Here is a 25,314-nt window from a genome sequence, read left to right on the forward strand (position 1 = left end):
TTTCCATTTTGAAAGTTCCTTCGAATTCCTATTATTTACATCCTAACAAAGCTTGTTCAATACGACAATAAATCTTTTGACGTCAGAATCAAACATCTTACCTCGTCTAATAGAGCAGTTGTACAACTAAATAATGCTGAGAGGTATATAACTGGAGGGGATTCAATATGGTAAAATTAAAAATTGCAAAGTCATTAGTTTTGGGAATATGCTTAACTTTAGCTTCTTCGGGAGCTGTTTATGCAACTGACGATAAAACTGCTGCAGAAGCTGCCGGACAAATTCAGCCCGCGGCCGCGAGCACCATGCTTGCTCCTGATACAGCTGTCTCAAGTCCTGCTAACCCGGGTCCAGAGATCCCGGCGGACCTACTCAAACTACAAAGAGAAATTGATCAGTTTGTTTTTGATCAGCATCGCGGGGAGTTTGCCGAGAAGGGCTTTTCAGTGACTCATACCGGCCCAATGGCAGATTATGTGGAGATCGGTATCCAACCTTATAGCGAAGCAAATGCCATATATCTTTATGGCATGTTTGGTAAGGAGAAGGTCAAAGTCGTGGAAGGTCAATTTGCAGTCACTTTAGCCGCAAATACGGGTGGAGCCGAACCAGCAATGGATACCCCTCTCTCAGCACCTGTTGGAGAGATTGCTACTGACGCAAAAATTACCTCCGCTGAAAGTGACAATAAAGGAGCGGAAGACAATGCGTCATCCAATACCTTGCTTTACGGAATCGGTGCTGTTGTAGTCCTTGGGGCGGGAGCCTTTGGGATTAAGCAGATGCTTCCCCAGAAAAAGTAAATAAATTAACACGGTTGCAGCGATTCACGTTGATATGGTAGGTTTACTGCGATAAACTTGTAATGAGTTTATCGCGGTAAACCTTTTTGATTTGTTGGTATTATATTTCAAAGATAAAGAACATCTCTAATAGTATGTGATTCATAAATGGGAGGGATAGACAACGGAAGCCGAGCAAATTAAGAAGATGATCGAGGAGGCGACGAAATGAGTGGGAAGAAGCCTGTTGTTTGGGTTATGATCGCTTTGGCTATCGCTATAGGCGGTATGGCATTCACATTAATATCTAATCCTGCTAATAAGGAGCGGGATCTATCCTTTCTCAATCCGGATAATCTAGCAACTCTTCTTATGCAAGGGGAAGGAGTACAGATTGACGAAGCAGGCTATCCTTATCCCATCGTTGTGTCCGGTGTGGAGTTAGGAAAATGGCTGTATTCGGCGACAGATGAATGGAAGGGAAAAAAGGTCTCTTCACCCTATGAGCTTACGCCTTCCCTCTCGATTAAAGTTAATGAGGATAACGAAATCCGTTTCTTTGCAGCGGAACCAACTCTGGCCATGATCCAATCCGGGGATCAATATCGATACTATGTTATACCTAAGGAACATTTCCGAGTTATCCAAGAAGTCGCATTGCTTGGCTATCCAAAAATGCAAAGCTTGACCCTTACTGAGTGGAAAGGGGGAGAACCGACTACTCCCGTTACCATTACTGACAGTTCAATTATGGAAATGGCTGTGCTTTTGGCGCAAGGAGAGGAGAATTTCCTTGCCATGAAATATTCCAGCGTGAACGATACCCCTATTGTCGATGAATATATCCGAGTGGACCTGCTAGGTCAGGAACCTTCTCAGACTTATTACATTTATACCAAGGACGGGAAGAACTATTATATTGAAAGGCCCTATCAAAGGATCAATAGAATCAGTTCGGATACTGCCCATACAATCCTCAGTATTATTGCAAAGGCTGGAAGCAAGCCAAAGGAAGCCTCCACTTTTGATGTAGAACATAGTCTTACAATCATTTTGTCATCACCACTAAGCTCCTCCAACCCACAGGATTATATCCGTGCTCATGAGGATGAATATGAAAACATCCTGAAATTAGGTGGCGAAGAGGCCATGCAATATATGCTCTATCAGTTCGAGCAAGGGAATGGTGAGGGGCTAAGGGGACAGATCATGATGCGCCTTTGCAAAGATATCTTAGGAACGAGAAATACCATTATTGACGAATCACTTTCTCCCCAAGAATGGTATACCGCCTATTCCAAACAAGAAATGATGATGCTCCCGGATTATACCTATGACGGTGAGGATGAGCTGGAAAAGCTCGTTTATACTACTGAAACAGCACGCTATTCCCAACCTCAACGGGGCTTTACGGTGGTTGCACCCAAAATATTTAAGAGTTCTGAGGAAGGGGATTTACTGAAGGTATTTGTGACTACCTATAGCGCAACCTACATAATTAACGCTACTTCTAATAATGCTTCTATCAGGGAAGTAAGTGGGGGTATTATTCCTTCGGCTATTACTTTTAAAAGGAATGGGGCCAGAAACTACGAGTTGGTCAGCTATGAGCAGGCCAAGGATGGTTCCGAATGGCTCCCTTCGATTCGCAGATACTGCACCACCCCTGTATCAGGAAAAGAAATCTCCGGCTTAGCCGATGAAATCATTAGTCATTATGGAGATTATGAGGATCTTCATAGGCTGCAGAACGAAAACCTGCTCAGGCACCTGCAGAAAAACGGGGTTAAGAATCCGGTTATCGTTAAGCCATGGGGTAGCGTAGGTAATAGTTAAAAAGAGTAGGAGCGATTTGTCGCTCCTACTCTTATTTGGGAGGATAATTTTTCTTCAGTGCCTCGTTTTTATCTTAAAGCAATTACATCCCCGGCATTCCTGCAATCTGATCATGCATAACACCGTAGCTATAAGCAAGATCAGCATAGATATTCGTTCCGGTAACGATCTAGGAATCGTCGAAGACCAAGAACAATATGGAACCGGCCACTTCCTCTGGAGTAGCCAGTCGTTTGGCCGGAGCAGTAAGATTTGCAATGGATTCATACGCCGGATTGAGGGATTTTACTGCGGTAGCTTCGCAAGTAGCCCAGGCATAGTTTAGTAGCGAAGAAACCTTTGAATTGGGTTTTCGAATACAAAAGCTGAAGCGACTATGGAAGTTATGCTGTTAAGAATTGACTTTCTAGTCGCTTAATGTTAATATTGATTTCGGACGGACGTCCGAATTATTCTTTTCTTAAGACAAAGGGCTGTGTAAAAAGAAAGGAAATAGGAATTATGAATAACTTGGATATCTTTTTGCACTTCGCTTGCTATTCCTTTTTAGGATGGATTTTGGAAACGATCTATGCCACTATAATTCACAAGAAATTTGTCAATCGGGGATTTTTACACGGATTCTTTTGCCCCATCTATGGTTTTGGTGCCGTTTTAATCATCTTATGCTCAACATGGGTGAAAACAGTCGTCCCTGATACATTGACAGCGGTTATCGTCAGCATTGTGGTGGCAGTTATCCTCGTCACGACTCTTGAATACATTACTGGTTTTATGCTGGAAAAAATATTCCGTTGTAAATGGTGGGATTACAGTGAGGAGTTTGCCAATCTCCACGGCTATATTTGCCTAAAGTATTCGCTTTTGTGGGGGGGACTGGCCCTGGTTCTACTGCAAGTCGTTCATCCTATGATCGCCGAGCGGGTTCTCTTAATACCGCTCAGCATCAAAACAGCTCTAGCGGCTTTGCTCCTTCTTTATTTCCTTATCGACACTATAGTATCAGTAACTGCTACTATGGATTTACGCAATGCTATACTCAACTACAGTAGTCTTCCTCTACTTAAATACTATGAGAAGATTTTTCGCTATCGACGCATCTTTCAGGCTTTTCCACGCCTGCTCATTTTAAATGCCGACATATTCAATCGTGATGTAAGGAGCATCCTCAATGAAACAATGGATAAGATCAAGACTGAGCTCAAAAGCAAATTTCAATAGTCTGGATGAATATAAAGGGTGCCTTGAGGATTTATTAACTCATGAAGCTGTCCTTATGATGGATCGCTTTCCCCAGCATGGTCGGACAACCTGCCTGGAACACAGTATGTTTGTATCTTATACCGGGTACAAAATCTGCAGGGTGCTGGGACTTGACTGGCGTTCAGCAGCCCGAGGTGGAATGTTGCATGATCTTTTCTTGTATGACTGGCATACCACTAAACCCGCTAAAGGCCTGCATGGATTTACCCATCCCCTCACCGCTCTGGAAAATGCCCATGAATATTTTGATTTAAATGATCGGGAGAAGGACATTATCCTTAAGCATATGTGGCCATTAACGGTGAAACCACCTAAATATAAAGAAGCATTCATCATTGCTCTTATCGATAAATATTGGGCGCTACTGGAAACTCTTCAGTTGGGGGAAGACATAAAATTAGGCAGACTTAAAAAGAGAGTATATGATCAATGGGAAGTTTCAGCAAGGCAAAGCCATGTGACCAATAATAAGATCTTGGGAGTGGAAATTTATGAGTGAGAATAAAGAAATCGGTCAATCAGAAAGAATCCTCAATGCGGCCATCCATTGTATATCGACAAAGGGCTATGCCAGTGTTTCATTGCGGGATATAGCTGATGAGGCGGGAGTCGTGTTAAGTCAGGTCAATTATTACTATAAAAATAAAGAAGGGTTATTTATTGAGGTCATTAAAGTTTTAGCTCGGCATTACTTGCAGGAATTAGAAGATAAATTGAGCCAAGGCAAATCGGAGAAAGAGAAATTGGCATGCCTGATTGAGTTTTTTCAGGAGATGCTTCTAGAAAACCCTGGCTTGTTTAAATTGCTATTTGATATGACCAGCATGGCCTTTTGGTCCGATACGTTTAAGGAACCTCTTCGTCAGCTTTTCGACGATTCAACGACATTAATTGAAAAATACATGACAAAGGGTTATTCCCAAACAGGAACCATGGGTAATTATTCTTATTCACCGTCAATATTATCGAGAATTACTCTGGGTGCCTTATTTGGCACATCTATTCAAATCATGCTGGGGGAAAACCAAAAAGAAGCCATAGAATCATTATCAGCTATAAAATGTCTTTATTAAGCAATGAATCGTGAAAGGAAAGTTGAAATGAATTTAAAAAAGTTGGGTAATTTAAAATTTATCTCCTTCATGCTCAATTTCTTGTTGAGTCTGGGTTTAGGGATTATCCTTTGGAAAATCCTCGACATTTGGTACGTTGTCCCGTTGCTTTTGTTGATAGGTATCGTTGGTTATTGCATTATTTCCATCTTCTCGGGGTTTGCAAACAAGAAGTTGTTAGCCAAATTTGAAAAGCGAATCCTCCAGTTCAAGGAAGGGGATTATTCCAGCCTTGCGGAATTCAAGGATCTTGGCTTTATCGGCAAAATCTCCTCATCATTTAACGATATTATCACAGACATTCGGAATTTGATCACCAGCTTTGTCAACGTTTTTCATTCTATTATTCAGATTTCCAAGGAAACCAGAAGCAAAGCTGAAGAGGCTTTGTATTCAGTCGAACAGATTTCGGAATCAATTGAGGGAATCGCCAAAGGGGCTTCTAGCCAGGCTGATGAGGTTCAGCATGGGGTAGAAAAGATGGAAAACCTCTCCCTAGAAATTGAATTACTATCAGAGCGTTTCAGCGGTGTAAATGAAGATACACAAAATATCACCCAACTGAATACCATCGGTCTTCAGTCTGTCCATCTTCTTCAGGAAAAGTCCCTGGAAGCCAATGATGCTCTGGCCCAGATTTATCAAACCATCGAGACTCTGACCAATTCCACTAAAAATATTGAAATGCTACTGGAGTCCGTGCAAGGTATTGCTGAACAGACTAATTTGCTAGCCTTAAATGCTGCGATTGAAGCAGCTAGGGCAGGTGAATCTGGGCGGGGATTTGCCGTAGTGGCAGAAGAGATCAGGAAATTGGCCGAACAAAGCCGGGTATCCACGGTTGAAATCGGCAGTCTGGTACAAACCATTCAGAATCAGTCAACCCTGACCATCGCCTCCATGGAGCGGGTTCAGGCAGTTACCCAAGAACAGAATGAAGCCGTTTTACATACAAATGACGCTTTCCAAAATATTACTGAGGCAACAGAATCAATTAGTTCGAAGATCGGAATGATCGAGCAAGGGATGCTCACTATTCAGAATCATCGCCATGAGGTCTTAAGTGTTATTGAGAATATTTCTGCAGTCACCAAAGAGGCTGCCGCCTCAAGTGAAGAGATCGCTGCAGCCGCCACCAGTCAAGTATCCATCTTGGAAGATATGAATGAAGTTACTCATAGATTAGATGAAATTACTCAGGAACTTGAGGTGAAACTGAAGAAGTATAAGCTCTAGTGCTGGAATCATGAGTATTTGAATTATATTCTGGATATTCCACGAGTACCATGATCGACATCTGAAAAAAGATGATAAGAGAGGAGATTGGCAGGCTTGAATATCCGCTTGACGTAAAGAATAACAACAAGTATAATGAAAAAGGTACATCGAGTATCTAGTGACAAAATTGAATTTCTATGTCATAATTGATGTATAGAATTCGATTTTGCGAATAATAATATTGTGATCATGCTCCGGTGACCTAAGGGCCCGGGGTTTTTTATTTGGAGAGGTGGAAATGGATAAAGTTTTTAAAACTACGAATTCACAAATGAAAAAGCTACGCTCTAGAGGTCTTAATATAAGTGGCAGCAGGGCAAAACGAATTATTGAAATGGAGAATTATTATAATCTTATCAATGGCTATAAGGATCTTTTCCTCGATCAAACGTATACCGGGGTGGATGAAAAGTATCTTAGGGGTACCAACTTCTTTGAACTGCACGCATTGTATTTGTTTGATAGAGAACTGAGAAATATCTTTATGAGATATATTTTAGAAATTGAAAACAATGTAAAGAGTGTTCTATCTCATGAGTTTTCCAGGAATTATGGCCATGATAACTACTTAAAAATCGGTAATTTTGATACAGTTCTAAAACCACATGAATCAAATAAAACCAAGGCACAGAAGATTGGTGAAGTAACTGAGCTAATCGCTAATCTCCAAAAAGAGATTTCAAGGCAGCTTTCAAAGAATAATCCTATGATTTCTCATAATATGCTTACTCATGGATATGTGCCCCTTTGGGTTTTGGTAAACACGCTGACCCTGGGCACTATAAGCACATTCTATAGCTATATGGTTCAGAAGGATCAAAATCAAATTGGCAAGAAGTTCAATCTTAGGCCCGATGAACTGACCTCCATCCTGTTTATACTCTCTATTTTCAGAAATGCCTGTGCACATGATGAGCGGTTTTATGGCCTTAAATCGGTAAATAAAAAGGGCAGGCCTAATATGATAAAATCGAATCCGCTTCATGCAAAGCTGGCAATACCAAAAGATTCAAGCGGAAATTATATTTATGGTAAAAATGATTTATTTGCTGTGGTAATAATATTAAAGCTTATGCTTCCTAAAAATTCATTTAATAAATTCCATTCCGCTTTGAAAACTGAAATTGATAAGCTAGATAAGCAATTAAATACGATATCAGTAGAAGATGTGTTGGATAAGATGGGATTTCCAAGGAATTGGATAACCATTAAAGGTATGTGACATAAAACGATGTGACGTATTGCGTTTTGTGCACCCCAAATGTTGCATCGATGCACCATTTGAACTACACTCAAGGGCTTGGCACAAAGGTTAGGCTTTCTTGCCCCCCTCGGCCAATGTTTCTTTAGATACCAAGCCTTGTGCCATTGTTGAAATATGTTCTAAGGCATTTCTTAATTCACTCATGCCCAAAGCTTGCCCCTTCATAAAAAGGTCTAACTCGCGGATAGCTTCTGTAATAGAGTTCACCTCATCCTGAACTTTTCTAATTCTATTATCGATATCTGTAACAGAAGATTTTGTACCCGCTGCCAGCTTACGCACTTCTTCGGCTACAACTTTAAAACCCCGTCCTTGTTCGCCAACTCGTGCGGACTCAATTGCAGCATTAATACCTAGGATATTAGTTAGTGATGAGATCTTTTTAATCTCATCAGAGATATTTCCAATGTCTATCGTATCTTCCTTAAGCATCATTATTTCCAAGTTCATCCGATTGGACATATCCGATAACACTTGCCCCTTGGTCGTTAGGCTATCCGCAGTTGCATAGAGCTGTTGCAGCGTAGCCATGATTTCCTGGCCGATATGGATCAGGTTATCGGTTTTTTCAGTCGATGTCATAACACCTAGACTTCCAATAACCTGCTGCTGGTCATCGTCGTAGATTGGAATAGTTATGGAGATTATTGGGAAAGAGAGACCATAGGCTCCTATAGGTAGCCTCACGTGGACTCTTTGCCCGGACATAATAGTTTTAAAGGTTTGAGATTCACGAAAGGCTTCAGGCAGTTGATCACCTTCTTTGACTGGACTTGGCAGTTGAGGATGTGGTACAGATTTCAATACAGTAAAGTCAATATAATCACTGACAGATATTGAGGTTGGTTCGACAAAGATTTCTGCCAGAAAAGGCAAGGTTTCCGCAATTCTATTAAGATTATCCTTTTTCATGGACGCTCTACCTCCAATTTTTTTGATTGTTATTTATGATAGTTTAGCTTTTAGGTGATGGATTAATAGTCTCCAATTTTCTATAAAGGGTAGTTCGCGATATTCCTAATTCTTCTGCAACCCGGGATTTGTTTCCGGAGTATTTTTTCATAAGGTTCATGATTTGATTTTTTTCATTGATTTTTTCAGCAAGTTCGTGCACTATTTTGTGTTTGAGTCCGGCTGCATTAGGTTGCTGAGTGAATGTGGAAAAACCAATATCCACGACCTCCTTGGGCAGATGATTAATGGTCAGCTGGCTGGAACGGCAGATATTCATACTTCGTTCAATAATATTTCTTAGTTCACGAACATTGCCCGGCCAGGAATAATACATTAGGAGATCCATAGCCTCCGGTGTTAGGTTGCTAATATTTTTGTGAAGAATAGAATTGAATTGGCTGATAAAATGCTGAATGAGCAAGGGGATATCTTCCTGCCTATCTCGAAGCGGGGGGATATCTATTTTTATAACATTGAGACGATAGTAGAGATCAAGCCTAAACTCCTTAGTCTTAATCGATTCCGAAAGGTTTCTGTTGGTTGCTGAAATAACTTTGACATCAATAGGGATGGGTTTGCTGCCGCCAACTCTGGTCACTATCTTATCTTCTAAAACTTTTAATAACACAGATTGCATTTCAAGGGGCATCTCGCCGATTTCATCAAGAAATAGGGTGCCTTTATGAGCAAGCTCAAATTTACCGGGAGCACCGTTTTTGCGGGCTCCGGTAAAAGCTCCTTCGACATAGCCAAATAAGTCGCTGGCAATAAGTTCTCTGGGGATAGCAGCACAGTTTATGGAAATAAAGGGACCCCTATGACGGCTGCTTGCATTGTGAATGGACTGAGCAAATAATTCTTTACCGGTCCCGCTTTCACCGATGATTAGAACATTGCTGGCGCTTTGAGCTGCATCTTCAGCCATACTTTTTGCCGCAGTAAAAGCTGAACTAGAGCCAATCAAGTCTTTAAAAGTAAAGTAGGCATGGGATCTGGATAAGGTATTGACCACTTTATGGATGCGTCGAGAATCTGTTAGGCCAATAGCGATTCCGGTTTGTTGACCGTTTTTGCTGATGGGGAGGATATCGACAAAAAAGGTTTTCGTTAGACCATCCCTGTTCTGAATCTGAATCTCTTCAAATTGAATAGATATGCCTGTATGATGTGATTTGTTGAATAGAGGTACAAGTTCAGGAAAGATCTGGGCTAAATGTTTACGGTGCAAACTTTTTTCCTCAAGATGAAAAGTCTGAATGAGACATTCATTAATCCGGAGAATAGTCCCACGTTCGTCAAGAAGGATAAGTCCTTTATCTTGTTGATCAAAACTCAATCTCAATAATTCGTTGATCATATTTAATTCTAATTCGCGCAGCTTAAGACTTGTGTAAGATTGACCGGAGATAGCGAAGTATTTGAAAACTTCAAATTCTAAAGGTTGAAGAGCATCTAGTTTTGTTATCAGTAAACTAAAGGACATAATATCGCCAAACTCATCAAAGTTTGGCAATGAAGTGCAGGCAAACTCTTGAAAGGCATCAATATAATGTTCGGCACCGATTACAACACTTTGCTGTAGAGTTAAATTGGCCAAGGCCACGGCGTTGGTGCCTACTGCATTTTCGTTTAGATTCGTACCGATTCCGATATGAATTGAGTTCAACAAGGCCAGAAGCTCAGCGTTGCCTCTTTGTATAACTATGGTAAGATTCTTATCTGTATAAAAAATTACGGACTTGGTGGTACTTAATAAGTTGTAATAAGAAAAAACATTTTCATGATTTAAATCCCGTTGATAAATCCAGTCGTCAGTTACCGCTTGGGTCGCGATTTCTTTTGGCATGGGTATGGGCAAAAGGGACATGCGGGGATTAACATTTGATTGCTTTGAGCGTTGCCATGACTCGATAATTTCCCGCCTGACAGCCTCACCGGCCACATGCCCCTCGTAAATGAAGGATTCCCTGTTACGCAGGAGTATAGAATGGTTATAGAAAGTATTCATTTACTCACCCCGCTTTTCAATACAGCATTTTGACAGGAAGTTTGGATTATTTACCATAGCATAGCTAAAGCAGCATTTAAGGTGCTTTAGCTATGCTTGTGCTTCCTTAAGTAGACAAAATGGGGAAAGATCAGGCCTGCGTGAGTTTCTTGGCATTATTGAAAGCCAGAAGTATTAAAACAGCGGTGAGTGCAAGAATGCTTAGGGTGACAATGAAGGTCGTCGCAAAACTTCCGGTTAACTCTGCAATAAAGCCGATGATGGGCATTCCAAAAGCACCGATCAAAGATTGCCCAATGGAGAGGTTGGCAAAGAGAACAGGGTAATCTTTGGCACCGTAGGCACCCCTAACCAGCAACGGAGAAACGACAGCAGTCATGGACAGGGAGAATCCATAGAAAAATGAAGCGGCGAGAATTACAGTTGTATTGCCTTTAGCCAATAGCAAGAGAATAAAGCTGACTGCGACGATGCTCAACCCAAAAAGACTTGTTTTGAGGGCCCCAAACTTATCATTGATAACCCCAAGGCTTAATTTGCCAACAATATTTCCGATCATGGCCATTGAAGCCATGGTTGCTCCGATTGTAGCTGCAAAACCGATTGATTTAGCATAGGTAGGAAGTAATTGTGAGAAACCTGCTGAAAAGGCAATTAATCCAAACACACAGAATAAAAGGATGAAAGATAAGGAACGCATGGCTACATTGGCGGGCACACCTGTTGCAGCCGATGCTGCCTGTGCGGCAGAGGCGGCGGCGTTTTCCTCATAGCCAAAAGGTTTCAGCCCCATATCGGCCGGCTTAAATCTCAAGACAAACAAAGTGAAGGGCAGAACAAGAATTGCTGTCACACCTGCAGCAAGCAAATAAGCTGCCCTCCAGCCGTTGGCTTGGATGAAACCGGCGATAATCGGATTCATAATAGCGGCGGAAATTCCGGAAAAGGCCATAGCGATACCAACCGCAAGACCGGTTTTCTTGGCGAACCATTGGGATAAGATGACCGGAGCTGGGATCAAGAAACAGAAGGCACCGGCGATACCAAGCACAGCTCCGGAGATATACCAGCCCCAGACTGATTGGTACTGTGACATAGCGGCGATAGCTAAAATAACCGCACTATAGCAACCTGTCAATAATAAGCGTAGGTTTACTTTAGGCAGTAATTTACCGACAAAAGGTGCAGTAAAAGCCATGCATAAGCCTTGTACAGTGAAGTAGAGGGATAGTGTACTGACACTGATATTTAATTCCTTAGTAACAGAGACAAACCACTGTCCACCGGTGTTTAGCAGTATTCCCATACCAGCTGTTAGGGCGCAGCAGCCAGCCAAAATAAACCATGCATAATGGAGTTTTTTCTCGCTCACAACATTACCTCCTAAGAGTTCTATTTAATTCTATTGATATTTTTTAGTTGGACAAATACGCACATTCACATGTGATGTTTGCTTTAGTGCTATTCCTCCTCTCTGAACGGATTTACTGTTCACTCTTCACCTCCTCAGGTCTATTTGATGCAAGATTCATGCCATCAACTTAAAAGCATAAAAGCACAAGACATGCAGCGATTCCAGCGCTGCATGTCTTGTGCTTAGTTTTTAAGTGATATCTGTCCTTATGGTTTTAATGAAGATTCCATTTCATCAAGTTTTCGATAAAGGGTGGTTCGGGAAATCCCCAGATCCTTTGCTACCCTTGATTTATTCCCGGCATACCGATTCATAAGCTCGAGTATCTTATTCTTTTCATTGACCTTTTCCGTAAACTCCTGCAATATCTTGTCCTTGTAAACTTCTGAGGGAGCGTTGTCTGAGACTAAAGAAGAAAAGTTTTTGCTCATGATTTCCTTGGGGATATTTTCGATAACAAGTTCATTAGTGCGGCAGATATTCATGCTTCTTTCGATAACATTCCTAAGCTCACGAACATTTCCAGGCCAAGGATAGTTCTGAAGGAGTTCCATAACCTCCGGCGTTACATTAGCGATGTTTTTATGAAGAATTACATTAAATTGGGCGACAAAATGCTCGACAAGCAAAGGAATATCTTCCGGCCGCTGTCTGAGTGGAGGAATATCGATTTTTATCACGTTGAGCCGATAGTAGAGATCCAGCCTGAATTCCTTGGCCTTAATAGATTCCAAGAGGTTTTTGTTTGTGGCGGTGATGACCTTAACATCCACTGGGATAGGTTTGCTTCCCCCAACCCTAGTTATCATTCTTTCTTCCAATACTCTTAATAATACTGACTGCATCTCCAGAGGCATCTCCCCGATTTCATCAAGGAAAATAGTGCCTTTATCGGCAAGTTCAAATTTCCCGGGTGCTCCGGATTTACGGGCACCAGTAAATGCCCCCTCCACGTAGCCAAATAATTCACTGGCAATCAGCTCTCTGGGGATGGCTGCGCAATTTATAGAGACAAAAGGTCCCTTGCGGCGTTTGCTTGCGTTATGGATGGACTGGGCAAATAACTCCTTTCCTGTTCCGCTTTCACCAGTTATCAAGACATTGCTGATGCTTTGAGCGGCATCCTCCGAAATAGATTTCGCAGCGGTAAAAGCAGAACTAGAGCCGATCAAGTCCGCGAAAGTAAAGTAAGCGCTGGAATGGGTAACCTGATTGATCATTTTGTGAACACTACGGGAGTCTTCGATACTAATGGCGATGCCAACAATCCTGTCGTCTTTATAAATGGGGAGGCTGTCAGCAAAAAAGGCTTTGTGCATTGAGCCCTGGGAAGTAATTTCGATTTCCTGCAGCTGACTCGGCTTGCCTGTGGCAAGCGTTTGCTGGAATACCTTCAGGAGTTCAGGAAAAACCTGATCTAAAGATTTGCGGTGCATACTTCTTTCATCTAAAGCAAAGGCGTTGACAAGCCATTGATTTGTGCGAAGAATGATGCCACGCTCATCCACAAGGATGAGACCTTTGTTTCGTTGATCAACACTTAGGCTAAGCAATTCATTAGTAATTCCTAATTCTAACTCCCGAAGCTTTAAATTAACTTGGCTTACGGCGGATATTGAGTAATATTTCAGGATCTCAAATTGAAAAGGAGTAAAGTTATCCAGCTTGCAAACGAGAAGTCCTATGCATAGGAAATTACCCTTATCATCATAATTGCAAAAGGCAGTACTGAAATAATCCTGGAGGGCGTCAATATAGTGCTCGGCACCTATGACAAAACTTTGTTTGCCAGTGGATTTGGCGAGAGAACCGGCATTTGTTCCTATGTTGCTTTCATACAGATTGCACCCGATGCAAAGGTTGATCGCATTAAGTTGTCTTAATAGAGCCTCGTTTCCTCTTTGGATAACAATCGTTAAATTATCATCGGTAATAAAGTAAGCTGACTGAGTCGAGCTGATCAATTTATAAAAGTCAAAAACATTATCATGGGCCAAGTCACGTTGATAGATCCAATCTTCTGTAACTGCTTGGGTAGCGACTTCTTCAGGAATGGGGAGTGGTAAAGCGGCCATTCTGGGGTCAATTTTGGCTGCTTTGGAGCGTTGCCAAGATTCAAGAATTTCTGAACGAACACTATTTTCAGCTATACGTCCTTTATAAATAAACGCTTCGCGGTTACGGACCGTCAAGTCATGATTATACGAAAAATCCATGTTAATCACTCCTCATTGTCTACTCCACCATGTTAACAGATGTACCAGCCTGTCTTTAGTATATTTGTATTTGTAAAAATACTCAAGACACGATTAAAGAAAGTGAACACAAGTGTACTATTTGCGAAATCTGTAACACGAAAGTGGACAATTATAAATAATAGTTTTTAGGATTTTCTAAGAACAGCTGTCCAATAAATAGTGCAATATATTACAAATGTGTAACGATAAAAGTTGCAAATAGAACATTCAGTAACACAACGAAAATACATAAAAGATGTTGAATTTAGCACTTTCCTTATTGGCATGCAATTTGCAATTAAGATGGGTGAGTGGCGAAACCAGAATTTAAGGGTTGCCAAGTCAAAACATTGTGGGTACAATCTCAAAAAATTACGAAACGGAGGACGGACAATGGATTTCAAAAAAACGGAAGAGCAGGAACTGCTCCTGGAGGGACTCAGCGAATTAATAGCGCGGGAGTGCCCGGAAGATTATGTAAAAGAATGCTATGAAAAGCATGAACTCCCGACAAAATTCAATAAAGCCTTGATTGACAATGGCTTTGGTTTACTCGGTATCCCGGAAGAATACGGCGGTACACCCTGTGATGTATTGACATTAATGTTGGTTGCGGAGGAAACGGCTCGTCTCACAGGTGCGCCCTTTGGTGTAGGCGGAAATGCTCTGCAAGTGGATGATATGCTGGCCTTTGGCAACGATGAACAGAAGAAAATTACCATGGACTACTTGATGCAAGGGAGAATGGCCTTCTGCTTGGGCATCTCCGAACCCCAGGCCGGTTCCGACAACAATGCCATCGCCACCACAGCAACTCGCCGGGACGGTAAGGTTTATATCAATGGCCACAAGACCTGGATTACTGATGCCACCCGGTCCCCTTATATGCTCTGTGTAACCCGCGATTTTGACAGCCCCAAACCCCCTGCCCAAGCCATGTCCATGTGGTGGTTACCAACGGATGCTCCGGGGGTTAAGATGGAACCCCTCCATAAAGTCGGCCATGTAACCAGCAGTTTAAGTGAAGTCTATTTGGAAGATGTTGAATTAGAAGAGAAAGATCTCGTCGGGAGAGAAGGCAATGGATTCTTCCAGTTGATGAAGAACTTTGAGATCGAGCGTATTTTGATGGCAGCAATGTCACTTGGCCTGGCTGAAGCAGGCCTGGAGGACGCTGCCAAATATGCCAATCAGCGGGTTCAATTCGGACAAAAAATCGGCAACTTCCAACAGATTCAAGAAAAATTATCTTTCATGGAAATCAAAGTTCAAAACATGAAGAATTATGTATATAAAACTGCTTGGGAAAAGGATAACGGCCTGGATGTTCAACTTTCTTCTTCCCTAGCTAAACTCTACTGCGCTCAGGCAGGCTTTGAAGTCTTAGATGACGCTATGCAAATCATGGGCGGACTGGGTTACATGGAAGATTGCCGAATCGCTAGAATGTGGAAAGATTCTCGTATGCACCGCATTGGTGGTGGAACAGACCAAATTATGGTTCATATTGCCGGGAGACAAATTCTGAAAAAATATAGTAAATAACCGAGAGGAGCAAGGAAAATGGCGAGAAAAGCAGATGTTCCCCAATTTGGACCCCTTGCGGGAGTAAAGGTTGTTCATTCCTCTTTATCTGTGGCAGGTCCTTTTGCGGCCGAGATGTTCGCTGAATATGGCGCAGATGTCATTTGGATTGAAAATCCTATGGGACCGGATATCTCCCGGGGCGGAACCGCAACAACCATAAAACAGGACCGCCGCAACCAAAGAAATATTGCTCTCAGCATTCCTACCCCTGAAGGCCGGGAAGTATTTTTGAAGCTTATTAAGGATGCCGATATCTTTATCGAAGCCTCTAAAGGTGGACAATATGAAAAATGGGGCCTTAATGATGAAGTGATGTGGGAAGTCAATCCCAAGCTAGTCATCGTTCACATTTCCGGATTTGGTCAAACAGGGTTGCCGGAATATGTTTCCCGTGCCTCCTATGATCCCATTGCCCAAGCCGCTAGCGGCTATATGAAATTGAATGGTTATCCGGACCGCCCTCCGATTCCTGCCTTCCCAGTAGCTGCTGATTATTTTACGGCGCTTTTTGCGACGACAGCAGCTCTGTCTGCAATGCATCGAGCAAACTTAACCGGTCAAGGGGAAAGCATTGATGTTGCCCAGTATGAGGTTATGCTGCGGGTTTCCTCCTTGAATCCAATGGAATACCTCCTTTATGGCAAAGAACCCAAACCTGAAGGCAATCATAGTCAGTACTGCGCAGGATATGGTAGCTTCCCCTGCAAAGATGGTAACGAAATCTATACCTTGTTCCTGGGTCCCGGCGTTTTGAAGAATGCCTTGCCGCTTATCGGACTGGAATATGGTTCGGAAATGTTCCCCAAAGGAAGTCCCATGGCCTGGATGGGTACCCCAGCTGCCGATTTGCTCGAAGAAAAGCTTAAAGAATTCTGTGCCAATCATACCGCTCTGGAAGTAAGTGATATTTTCAATAAGCATTCTGTTCCCTGCAGCGCCATTTATGATTATGAGATGGCAGCCAACGATCCCCATTATCAGGCTCGTGAGGCATTTACTGAATGGGAGGATATCGACGGCAAGACCGTTAAAGGAGTCAATATTGCCCCTAAATTTAAGAATAGCGAAACAAAGATTTGGCGCGGTGGCCCTAACATGGGACAAGATTCGGTTGACATTCTAAAAGATCTTGGCTATGGAGATGAGGATATCCAAAAGTTGGCCGAAGCTAAGTCCGTTTTTCTAGGTAAGCAGTAAGTATTATTTCTGAGACGACAGTCCCCTTACCGCGGCCCCTAAAGGTTTGAGTAAAAAAGCTGTAACGATTCACTAGGTTAACAGGTTTTTCGCAACGTTCCTGTTAACCTAGTTATGGTTATACTTGTCATTACTATTAATTGCCAAAAGTGAAGGGGTGGTTCAAGCAAAAAACTAGTATATTTAATTAAAATTTGTATTTTCTCTTAACTTCTTAATTAATATTACTAATATTACGAGGTGAAATAACTTGAAAATAGTAGCTTGCTATAAAGTGGTGCCTGAAGAACAGGATATTGTGGTCAAAGGGGATAGAACTTTGGCCTTTGATAAAGCAGAGTGGAAGATTGGACAGTATGACCTGAATGCCATCGAAGCAGGAATGCAGCTGGCTGAGGCAGCGGGCGGAGAAGTGAGTGCCCTCAGCATTGGCGGCAAAATGGTCGATAACTCCAAACTCAAAAAAGCAGCCCTCTCCCGGGGACCAGAACAACTTTACCTTGTGGCGGATGATGCTCTGAATGCTGCCGATTGTTATTCTACAGCTGCTACTCTAGCTGCTGCCGTGCGGAAAATCGGCGGCGTTGATCTCGTACTTTGCGGTGAAGGTTCCGGGGATATTTATGCTCAACAGGTGGGCGCAGTGCTGGGTCAGATGCTGGGCTACGCCACTTTGAACGCTGTCAGCAAAGTCACTGCTCAAGGGGACAACCTCATCGTCGAGCGGACTCTGGAAAACGAAGTAGAGGTGCTGGAAGTCGCTCCTCCCGCTGTAATTTCCGTGACCACGGATATCAATAAACCAAGAATCCCCTCCTTAAAGGAAATCATGGCTGCTGGGAAGAAACCGGCAACCACCTGGGGAGTGGGGGATATTCAGACCGAATTGGGCAATAAAACAGAGATTCTCAGCACCTTAGCGCCTGTGGAAGCAGACAGAAAGATGATCATCCTTGAGGGAGACAGTGACGATAAGATTGCCGAGCTGTACGAACATCTGCGCAGGGTCTTGGCATAGGAGGGCGAAATAAATGAGCAAATTAGCAAATGTATGGATTATCGGCGAGGAAATCCCCGCCATTAACGAATTGACAGCCGGCGCCAAAACCTTAGGTGGGCAGACTGCGGTAGTTTTTACCGGGGATGAGGAGCAAACAGCACAGATCTTAGGTGTTAATACCATCTACTACTTGGGCACTTTAGCGGATAAAATCCTGGAAACCTACACTCCGTCTATCATAAAGCTGGTAATGACCGAGAAGCCGAACCTGATTCTGGTCAGTAACACCAGAAAAGGACGTCTACTGGCCGGGACTTTAGCTGCAGCATGCGGTACCAATGTTCTCACCGATATCACAGAAGTTGTGGCAGTGGATAACGGAGTGCAGAGCCAACGCATGGTTTACGGCGGAGCTGCTTTCCGGACCGAAAAGTCAACCAATACTATCAATATCGCTTGTGTCGGGGCGGGAGTATTTGAGTGTTCAGAACTGCCAGCATCCGAAAAAGTGGTTGAGGTGGAGTTTGTCGCACCTAGTGTATCGATTAAATGCCTGAAAAAAAGAGCGAAACTCGGGGAAAAAGTTAATCTAGCAGCAGCTAAACGGGTAGTCGGGGTCGGTCGGGGCTTAAAAGCAGGGGAAGACCTCAAGATGGTGGAAGCGTTTGCGGCCGCCATTAAAGCTGAAATGGGCTGCAGTCGTCCCATTGCCGAAGAAGAAAAATGGATGGCTAAGGAACGCTATATTGGCGTATCCGGCGTCATGCTCAAACCGGAAGTCTATCTTGCCCTCGGCATCTCTGGGCAGATTCAGCATACGGTGGGTGTCAATCAGGCCAAAACCATTATTGCGGTGAACAAAGATAAGAATGCAGCTATATTCAAGCAAGCCGACTACGGCATTGTTGGGGATATGTATAAGGTCATCCCGGCTCTAACGGAAAAATTCCAGAAGTAAACTAAGCCCATAACTTCAGTTCGCTTGTAATTTAAAGCAAGGTTTTTATAAGGTGAATAAGCTGGAGCTGCAGTCTATGCCTCTGGCTTATTTGCTTAAATACTGCTGATTGCACGAAACAGGGGGAAAATGAAGTGTATAATGTTTATCATTTGCTCCAAAGCAATACCGCTCATTATCCAGATAAGCCAGCGCTTATTTATAAGGGTCAGCGAATTTCTTACCGGGAACTGGGAGAACGCATCAATAGCCTTGCCCATTCCTTATCTCAACTAGGCGCAAAATTGGGCAGCAGGGTAGGCCTGCTGATGCCTAACTGTGCAGAGTTTGTGGAAGCCTTTTATGGTGCCCAGAAACTAGGGGCAGTTGCGGTGCCCTTTAACTATCGGCTTAAAGCTTCTGAGATCAAAGAGTTGGTTGAAGCAACCCAGTGTGAGTACTTTATCTATGACCAGAAGTATGCAGACATTATCGCTGAATTAAAAAGTCAAGTGTTCTGCATCAAGGAATTTATTTATACAGGAGATATTGAAGTAGACCATGAACATTCCTATGAAGAACTGTTGAAAAGGGGAGACCCTCTTTGGGATTTTGTCCAGCCTGTCTGTGATCAAGATGATGCCTTATTTATATTCACCGGCGGTACCACCGGGGTTTCCAAGGCGGCCAGACATACCCAAGAGGCTCTGTTATTAAAAGTATCTCTGACATTGATGGGGGAATGGCGTTTTAACCCGCAAGATGTGTTCCTGAATTATGCCCCCATGTTCCACGTCGGTGGCCTTTCCTTTGTTTTGTTTGTGCTTTCTTCTGGAGCATGTATGATCATTGCAGATAGATTTGACGTTGACGAATTACTGCGCACCATAGATAGAGAAAAAGTGACTCAAATGTTCATCATTCCACCTTCGATTTTTAAGGCGATGAAAGATTCGCCATTGATCAATGATATTGACACATCGTCAATGCGCTATCTTATGTTTAGCGGGGGTGATACCTCCGACGAAATAGTGAAATCAGCTTTCGAACTTTTTCCTAAAGCCTCAATTCTTAATGGATATGGGCACTCAGAAAATGCGGCAATTATTAATAATATTCTAACCCGTGAACAATATGGGAAAAAACCGGGTTTAATCTGTTCGATTGGTAAGCCAATGGCTTTTTCGCAAATAAAATTAGTAAATGATCAGGGCTACGAAGTGAAAAAGGGTGAATGTGGGGAAGCTTGGGCTAGAGGACCTGCTCAGATGAGGGGATACCTCAATCGCCCGAATCCCTTTGTTGATTGTTGGTTTCCCACCGGAGATATTTTAAGACAAGATGAAGAGGGATATTTTTATTTTATGGAACGGAAAAAAGATATGATTAAGTGCGGCGGGGAAAATATCTTTGCTAATGAGGTTGAGTCGGTTGTTTCATCACACCCGGCAGTCTCATCATGCGCGGTGGTGGGACTTGCTGATCCTTTATATAGCGAAATCGTGGCAGCTGCAGTTGTCTTGAAAAATGATAAACGAGTCACCGAAGAACAGCTTATCGAGTATTGCAAATCTAAGCTAGCCAGTTATAAGAAGCCGAAAAAAGTTTTCTTCCTAAAGGAACTGCCCTTAAGTTCAGTTGGAAAGGTTAAGAAGTATACATTGAGAGAACAGCTTGATCGGATGCAAGGGTGTTAAGAATGATGAATAGAGGTTTTGACATGGTAAGAGAAGTATTGCCAAACATTTATATTAATGAGATTCCCCTTCCCAATAACCCGCTTAAGTCCATCAACAGCTATGTATTCTTGTCAGAGAAAAGAAATCTGATTATCGATACTTGTTTTAATATGGAGGATTCCAAAAAGGCTTTTTATAGCGGAGTAAAAGAATTGGGAGTTGATCTAAGCAACACGGATCTGTTGCTGAGCCATATGCATCCGGATCATATGGGATTAGCTCACGAATTAAGCACATTAGGATGCAAGGTTCTGCTTGGCAAAAAGGATGGCGAGATTCTTGATTTAGCAAGGAACGCAAGTAGGAAGACTTATGTGGAAATGCATAGGGCCCTAGGCTTAGGGTTGGACACTTTGACCACAAGCAATCAGGACTTTGTTATGAATACTCTTGAATTTCTAGACTATCAACTCCTTGTCGAGGGAGATGAAATTGTAATCGGAGATTATGCGCTTACCGTAGTGGATACTCCCGGTCACTCCCCGGGACATATCTGCTTATACGATAAGGAGAAGAAGCTTTTTATTTCCGGTGACCATATCCTAGGTGATATCACACCCAATATTAGCTTTTGGGGTTATGAAATAGATAGCTTGGGTGCTTATCTGGACAGCTTGAAGAAGGTACATGAATTGGATATTGAGTTGGTCCTGCCTGCCCACCGCAACCTTATTCATGATTGTCGGCAGCGTATCGAGGAGCTGATAGCTCACCATCAAGAACGCACCGAAGAGATATTGGTGATTGTTGGCGATGGCAGAAAAACGGCGAGTCAGGCAGCTGCTGAAATGCACTGGGACAACAAGTTTGGCCCGTGGGATGAGCTGCCAGGTGTGCAAAAATGGTTCTCTGCCGGTGAAGCCTTGTCTCATTTAGAGCATTTGGTATGGGAAGGTAAACTGATTAGGATTACCAATAAAGATAGTGTCTGTTATGAATTGGTGTAGAAGCTAAAACATCTTTTGTGCAAGATTGTGTAACCATCAATACAAAAGGTTACACTTTTGTACTGATGCTTTATACATTATTGATTTTAATAACATTAAATCTGAGGGTTTTTACGATATATTTTGAGATTAATTATTGGCATGTAATTTGCAATATTTATTCAATGAGGTTGAAGGTCTTTTAACATAAATTCTAAAAGTATTTTTGGAAGAGGTGCACAAATGAGCGATAGTGAAAGATTTGATGCCATCGTGGTCGGTGGCGGTGTAGCGGGAGGGGTAGCCGCTTATGTCATGGCCCAAGCCGGCCTCCAGGTCCTTTTAGTTGAACGCGGTAACTCTGCCGGAGGCAAGAACTGCACAGGCGGTCGACTCTATTCCCATAGCCTGGAGAAGATCATCCCCAACTTTGCCGCAGAGGCTCCAATTGAGCGCAAGGTAACCAAAGAGCGTGTCAGTATGACGACGGAAAGTGGCGCTGTAACCTTGGACTATAGCTCAGATCGCTTAGGGGAACAAGGCAAGGATTCTTATGTGATCTGTCGTGCTTTATTTGACCGCTGGCTGGTGGACAAGGCCGAAGAAGAAGGAGCAATGGTGGCCTGCGGTATCCGTGTTGATGATCTGATTGTTCGTGACGGTAAAGTATGTGGTATTATCGCCGGCGGTGAAGAGATGGAAGCGGAGGTTGTAGTTTTAGCAGATGGTGTTAACTCTCTGTTAGCGGAGAAAATCGGCTTGAAAAAGCCAGTCACCCCTCATCAAGTGGCCGTAGGTGCTAAGGAAGTTATTGAGTTAGGGGAAAAAGAGGTTGAATCCCGCTTTGGTTTAAACGAAGGGGAAGGTATGTCCTGGCTGTTTGCCGGTTCCGTGTCTGACGGTGCTATCGGTGGGGGATTTCTGTATACCAATAAGGATTCCATATCCTTAGGTGTGGTTTGTACCCTAGCTGATTTGGAGAAAGCAAATAAGACCATACCCCAGATGCTGAATGATCTCAAAGAGCATCCGGTTGTTAAGCCTCTTATTAAGGGCGGCAAATTAGTGGAGTATTCAGGACACCTGGTGCCTGAAGCGGGTATCTCCATGATCCCCACTCTCTATAGGGATGGGGTTGTTGTCGTCGGTGATGCAGCAGGGTTAGTCATTAACATCGGTTACATGGTAAGGGGGATGGACTTAGCTATCGAGTCGGCTAAGTTAGCAGCAGAAACCATCATTGAAGCTAAAGCGAAAAACGATTTTTCGGCCAATGCTTTATCTTCATATAAGTCTAAGCTGGATAACAGCTTTGTCATGAAGGATCTGAAGCAGTATCAAAAGTTCCCCCACTTCTTAGAGGAGACCCCAAGAGTATTCAAGGGGTATCCGGAGATGCTGGACGATATGATGGCAGATATGTTTATCGTGGACGGAACACCGGCAGCGCCCTTGATGAAAAACATGCTGGGTCATGTGAAAAAAGTCGGTTTGATGACCCTGGCCAAAGACGGGATAAAGGGAGTGAAAGCACTATGATCGAACGAGTGGATGTGGCAGAAAAACTAGGTGTGGACAAATTTACCGTGAATGAGGAAGAGTCCCATATCCTTATCGACAAAGACTATGCCGATGATAGGGAACTGGAAAAGCTCATCAAGGCTTGCCCGGCTGCTTTGTACGATAAGGGCGATGACGGCAAAATCACTTTCGATTATGCCGGATGCCTGGAATGTGGGACCTGCCGTGTTCTTTGCCGAGGGACCATTGTTAAGGATTGGAATCATCCGGTGGGGACTTACGGGGTAGAATTCAGGTATGGCTGATCACGGTTCATTATGAAACGGATTGGACCTAAAGAAGAAAGCGCAAATTTTGCAAGGATGCAAGATTTGCGCTTTCTTCGAGAGCAATTTTGGGAGGGTGCAACGGTGAAGTGGCTAATAAATATCAGGTCGAAAATGAGTACTGTACAAGGTGAGGTCGAAGAATTATGACGTCTTTCGATGAATATACCAGTCGTTCATTTGGTCATAAAGTCAATAAATCTGCGCGTCTGATCACTCAAAAGCTGGCCAAGAATTTCAAGGAGAACGAAATAGGAATATCTACAGAACAGTGGAAAATTCTCCTTTACCTATACCGTGAGGATGGACAGACCCAGAGCAGTCTTGCTGAAAACACTGGAAAAGATGGACCTAGTATTTCCCGAATCATCGATACATTGGAAAAACAAAATATGGTATTCCGAATTCGTCAACCCAATAATCGCCGCAATAACTTGATTTATCTGACTGAAAAAGCCAGAAATATGAAGGAAAGTCTTATGCTCATGGGACAAAAAACAAACGAAGAGGTGACGCAGGGCATTACTCGGGAGGAAATTGTAACTTGTATAGGCATCCTCAATAGAGTCATAGAAAACCTTTCATGATGAGTGTCCGATTGGCTGCAAATACAAGGAGTACGACTTTAACCCGGAAATTGAATCCAGAATGCAAAGGATAAGGATACCGGGAACCAAGGGATATATACCTTAGCTCCCGGTGATTCTTGAGAGGCTATTGTTCCTACGGTTCTTCCACTAGCTCCGTACTATCGCGCAAAATCACGGCTGTGAGCTGGTGATCAGTGAGACTGAATAGAGCTAAAGCAATCTCATGGAGGTCTGCATGATTTACATCGGGCTTTACATAGTTTAGGCTTTTTTGCTTGATTCGGGGAGCGCCGGCAGGCGTTAGCCCATCTTCGTACTTCAACACTAAGGTTGAAGTCAGCGGCTTATCAATAACAGCCATCTCCTTTTCCCTCCCTTCTTGACCAGAGGCCAAGAGCTTGGCATGGTTGTATATAGTATGGATTAGCATGTATGTTGGTTACAGCAGCCATAGCATACACCTTGTCTGAGGGTTCCGCATAGCTTATAGGAGTATCTGAAAAGAAATTCCGAAAGGGCGGAAAGACGGGCATGCGAATGGGAGATGGCAACAGAACACCTGAGCAAATCGCGTTCGAGATTAACACGATCAGGGAACAAAGCGGAAAAATGCTACTCATAAATGCCGTTGAGATCGGACGGCGTTTGACGGAAGCTAAAGAGCTGGTTCCCCATGGGGAATGGCTCAAATGGCTCACAGAGTCAGTAAGTTACTCCCGGAGTACGGCCAGCAGACTAATGAAAGTCTTCAGGGAGTATGGTCCTAAACTCATGTCTGATGATGGCGAAGAGAATCCAAATGTTGCATCGATGCACCATCTGAACTACACTCAAGGGCTCATCCTCTTTGGGATTCCGGCGGAGGATCGAGAACAATTTATTGAAGAGCAAGGTGTTGAGACCATGAGTCAGCGGGGGCTACGGTTGACCATTAAGGAAAGAGACCCAGCTAAGACATCGGCTGGACCTATGGAGTCGATCCCGGTAGAAAGGATAACTGTTAGGCCAAAAACTGGATCAGTTGAGCGGCCAGTGGAGAAGAGCCATGGCGATAGTATGAAATATGACGCTCAATACGCCATGCATCGAGACAACATGCTTAAATCCTACGAGGAATTGCTGAAAACCCTCGCCGCCCTAAACAGGATAGACCCAGTCAGGAAAGAGGCCAACAGGAAAGAAGCGTTAAAGATAGCAAGCAACATGACGGAGACTCTGAAGATATACCCTCCTCAAATTAAGACAAATCTTAAATATTAAAAAGGACGGAGCTTAAGACAGGAGTTTTACAATCAGATATCCTTCCAAGGCCGATGCACTATAGAACGAGTACAGATTAAAGC

Annotated in this window: 23 protein-coding genes; 18 read left to right on the forward strand and 5 right to left on the reverse strand. The window is 43.1% G+C overall.

The genetic code is table 11. The features are described 5' to 3' along the window. The first annotated feature begins 167 nt into the window (after positions 1-167). The 8 genes from AAC978_RS12870 (at position 168) to AAC978_RS12905 (ending at position 7,493) form a co-directional block, all read left to right on the forward strand. Positions 168-803 (forward strand): hypothetical protein, encoded by a 636-nt coding sequence (locus AAC978_RS12870; protein ID WP_341548466.1) that lies wholly within the window; start codon positions 168-170, stop codon positions 801-803. Between the two features lie 207 nt (positions 804-1,010). Next, positions 1,011-2,618, forward strand: a complete 1,608-nt coding sequence (locus AAC978_RS12875; RefSeq protein ID WP_341548467.1) for a DUF5301 domain-containing protein — start codon at positions 1,011-1,013, stop codon at positions 2,616-2,618. Between the two features lie 112 nt (positions 2,619-2,730). Further along, the gene (locus AAC978_RS12880) at positions 2,731-2,943 is read left to right on the forward strand and encodes a hypothetical protein (RefSeq protein WP_341548468.1); all 213 of its coding nucleotides are present in this window, start codon (positions 2,731-2,733) and stop codon (positions 2,941-2,943) included. Between the two features lie 176 nt (positions 2,944-3,119). Continuing rightward, entirely contained in the window at positions 3,120-3,839 is a 720-nt protein-coding gene (locus AAC978_RS12885; RefSeq protein WP_341548469.1) for a putative ABC transporter permease, read from the forward strand. After that, a complete protein-coding gene (locus AAC978_RS12890; RefSeq protein WP_341548470.1) occupies positions 3,790-4,380 on the forward strand; it encodes an HD family phosphohydrolase in 591 nt (196 codons plus the stop codon). Before AAC978_RS12885 ends, AAC978_RS12890 begins: the two co-directional genes overlap by 50 nt. Beyond that, positions 4,373-4,954 (forward strand): TetR/AcrR family transcriptional regulator, encoded by a 582-nt coding sequence (locus AAC978_RS12895; protein WP_341548471.1) that lies wholly within the window; start codon positions 4,373-4,375, stop codon positions 4,952-4,954. Before AAC978_RS12890 ends, AAC978_RS12895 begins: the two co-directional genes overlap by 8 nt. 27 nt (positions 4,955-4,981) lie before the next feature. Continuing rightward, the gene (locus AAC978_RS12900) at positions 4,982-6,229 is read left to right on the forward strand and encodes a methyl-accepting chemotaxis protein (RefSeq protein ID WP_341548472.1); all 1,248 of its coding nucleotides are present in this window, start codon (positions 4,982-4,984) and stop codon (positions 6,227-6,229) included. A gap of 280 nt (positions 6,230-6,509) precedes the next feature. Beyond that, a complete protein-coding gene (locus AAC978_RS12905; RefSeq protein ID WP_341548473.1) occupies positions 6,510-7,493 on the forward strand; it encodes an Abi family protein in 984 nt (327 codons plus the stop codon). Between the two features lie 90 nt (positions 7,494-7,583). Here the strand turns inward: AAC978_RS12905 and AAC978_RS12910 are convergent, their stop codons facing one another. From AAC978_RS12910 to AAC978_RS12925, 4 genes are all read right to left on the reverse strand, one after another. Continuing rightward, positions 7,584-8,447: a methyl-accepting chemotaxis protein gene (locus AAC978_RS12910; RefSeq protein ID WP_341548474.1), complete on the reverse strand. Its 864-nt coding sequence runs from the start codon at positions 8,445-8,447 to the stop codon at positions 7,584-7,586. A gap of 43 nt (positions 8,448-8,490) precedes the next feature. Next, positions 8,491-10,497: a sigma-54 interaction domain-containing protein gene (locus tag AAC978_RS12915; protein WP_341548475.1), complete on the reverse strand. Its 2,007-nt coding sequence runs from the start codon at positions 10,495-10,497 to the stop codon at positions 8,491-8,493. 130 nt (positions 10,498-10,627) lie between these two features. Continuing rightward, positions 10,628-11,869, reverse strand: coding sequence for an MFS transporter (locus tag AAC978_RS12920; protein ID WP_341548476.1), 1,242 nt, complete (start codon positions 11,867-11,869; stop codon positions 10,628-10,630). Between the two features lie 248 nt (positions 11,870-12,117). Then, positions 12,118-14,127, reverse strand: coding sequence for a sigma-54 interaction domain-containing protein (locus AAC978_RS12925; protein ID WP_341548477.1), 2,010 nt, complete (start codon positions 14,125-14,127; stop codon positions 12,118-12,120). Between the two features lie 414 nt (positions 14,128-14,541). On the opposite strand from AAC978_RS12925, the gene AAC978_RS12930 reads away from it, so the two are divergent. The 9 genes from AAC978_RS12930 to AAC978_RS12970 all read left to right on the forward strand — a co-directional run bounded on the left by AAC978_RS12930 (position 14,542) and on the right by AAC978_RS12970 (position 23,968). Continuing rightward, entirely contained in the window at positions 14,542-15,693 is a 1,152-nt protein-coding gene (locus tag AAC978_RS12930; RefSeq protein ID WP_341548478.1) for an acyl-CoA dehydrogenase, read from the forward strand. Between the two features lie 18 nt (positions 15,694-15,711). Then, positions 15,712-16,932: an L-carnitine CoA-transferase gene (gene caiB, locus AAC978_RS12935; RefSeq protein ID WP_341548479.1), complete on the forward strand. Its 1,221-nt coding sequence runs from the start codon at positions 15,712-15,714 to the stop codon at positions 16,930-16,932. A 250-nt stretch (positions 16,933-17,182) separates the two neighbouring features. Further along, positions 17,183-17,950 carry an electron transfer flavoprotein gene (locus AAC978_RS12940; protein ID WP_341548480.1) on the forward strand — a complete coding sequence of 256 codons (768 nt, stop codon included), beginning with the start codon at positions 17,183-17,185 and terminating at the stop codon, positions 17,948-17,950. A gap of 13 nt (positions 17,951-17,963) precedes the next feature. Then, on the forward strand, positions 17,964-18,890 hold the full coding sequence (locus AAC978_RS12945; protein ID WP_341548481.1) for an FAD-binding protein: 927 nt from the start codon (positions 17,964-17,966) through the stop codon (positions 18,888-18,890). A gap of 134 nt (positions 18,891-19,024) precedes the next feature. Then, a complete protein-coding gene (locus tag AAC978_RS12950; protein ID WP_341548482.1) occupies positions 19,025-20,566 on the forward strand; it encodes a class I adenylate-forming enzyme family protein in 1,542 nt (513 codons plus the stop codon). Between the two features lie 2 nt (positions 20,567-20,568). Then, entirely contained in the window at positions 20,569-21,555 is a 987-nt protein-coding gene (locus AAC978_RS12955) for an MBL fold metallo-hydrolase (protein WP_445900309.1), read from the forward strand. A gap of 222 nt (positions 21,556-21,777) precedes the next feature. Next, complete coding sequence (locus AAC978_RS12960; protein WP_341548483.1) at positions 21,778-23,073, forward strand: FAD-dependent oxidoreductase; 1,296 nt, start codon at positions 21,778-21,780, stop codon at positions 23,071-23,073. Further along, complete coding sequence (locus tag AAC978_RS12965) at positions 23,070-23,360, forward strand: ferredoxin family protein (RefSeq protein ID WP_341548484.1); 291 nt, start codon at positions 23,070-23,072, stop codon at positions 23,358-23,360. The genes AAC978_RS12960 and AAC978_RS12965 overlap by 4 nt, the downstream gene beginning before the upstream one ends. 167 nt (positions 23,361-23,527) lie before the next feature. Then, positions 23,528-23,968 carry a MarR family winged helix-turn-helix transcriptional regulator gene (locus AAC978_RS12970; protein ID WP_341548485.1) on the forward strand — a complete coding sequence of 147 codons (441 nt, stop codon included), beginning with the start codon at positions 23,528-23,530 and terminating at the stop codon, positions 23,966-23,968. Between the two features lie 136 nt (positions 23,969-24,104). Here AAC978_RS12970 and AAC978_RS12975 read toward each other — a convergent pair whose 3' ends face one another. Continuing rightward, entirely contained in the window at positions 24,105-24,332 is a 228-nt protein-coding gene (locus AAC978_RS12975) for a DUF1659 domain-containing protein (protein ID WP_341548486.1), read from the reverse strand. Between the two features lie 170 nt (positions 24,333-24,502). On the opposite strand from AAC978_RS12975, the gene AAC978_RS12980 reads away from it, so the two are divergent. Continuing rightward, positions 24,503-25,231 (forward strand): DUF3102 domain-containing protein, encoded by a 729-nt coding sequence (locus tag AAC978_RS12980; protein ID WP_341548487.1) that lies wholly within the window; start codon positions 24,503-24,505, stop codon positions 25,229-25,231. Positions 25,232-25,314: the final 83 nt, after the last annotated feature.

Origin of the sequence: Desulfitobacterium sp. THU1 (assembly GCF_038181555.1) — a bacterium.
In the GTDB taxonomy this organism is placed as follows: domain Bacteria; phylum Bacillota; class Desulfitobacteriia; order Desulfitobacteriales; family Desulfitobacteriaceae; genus Desulfitobacterium.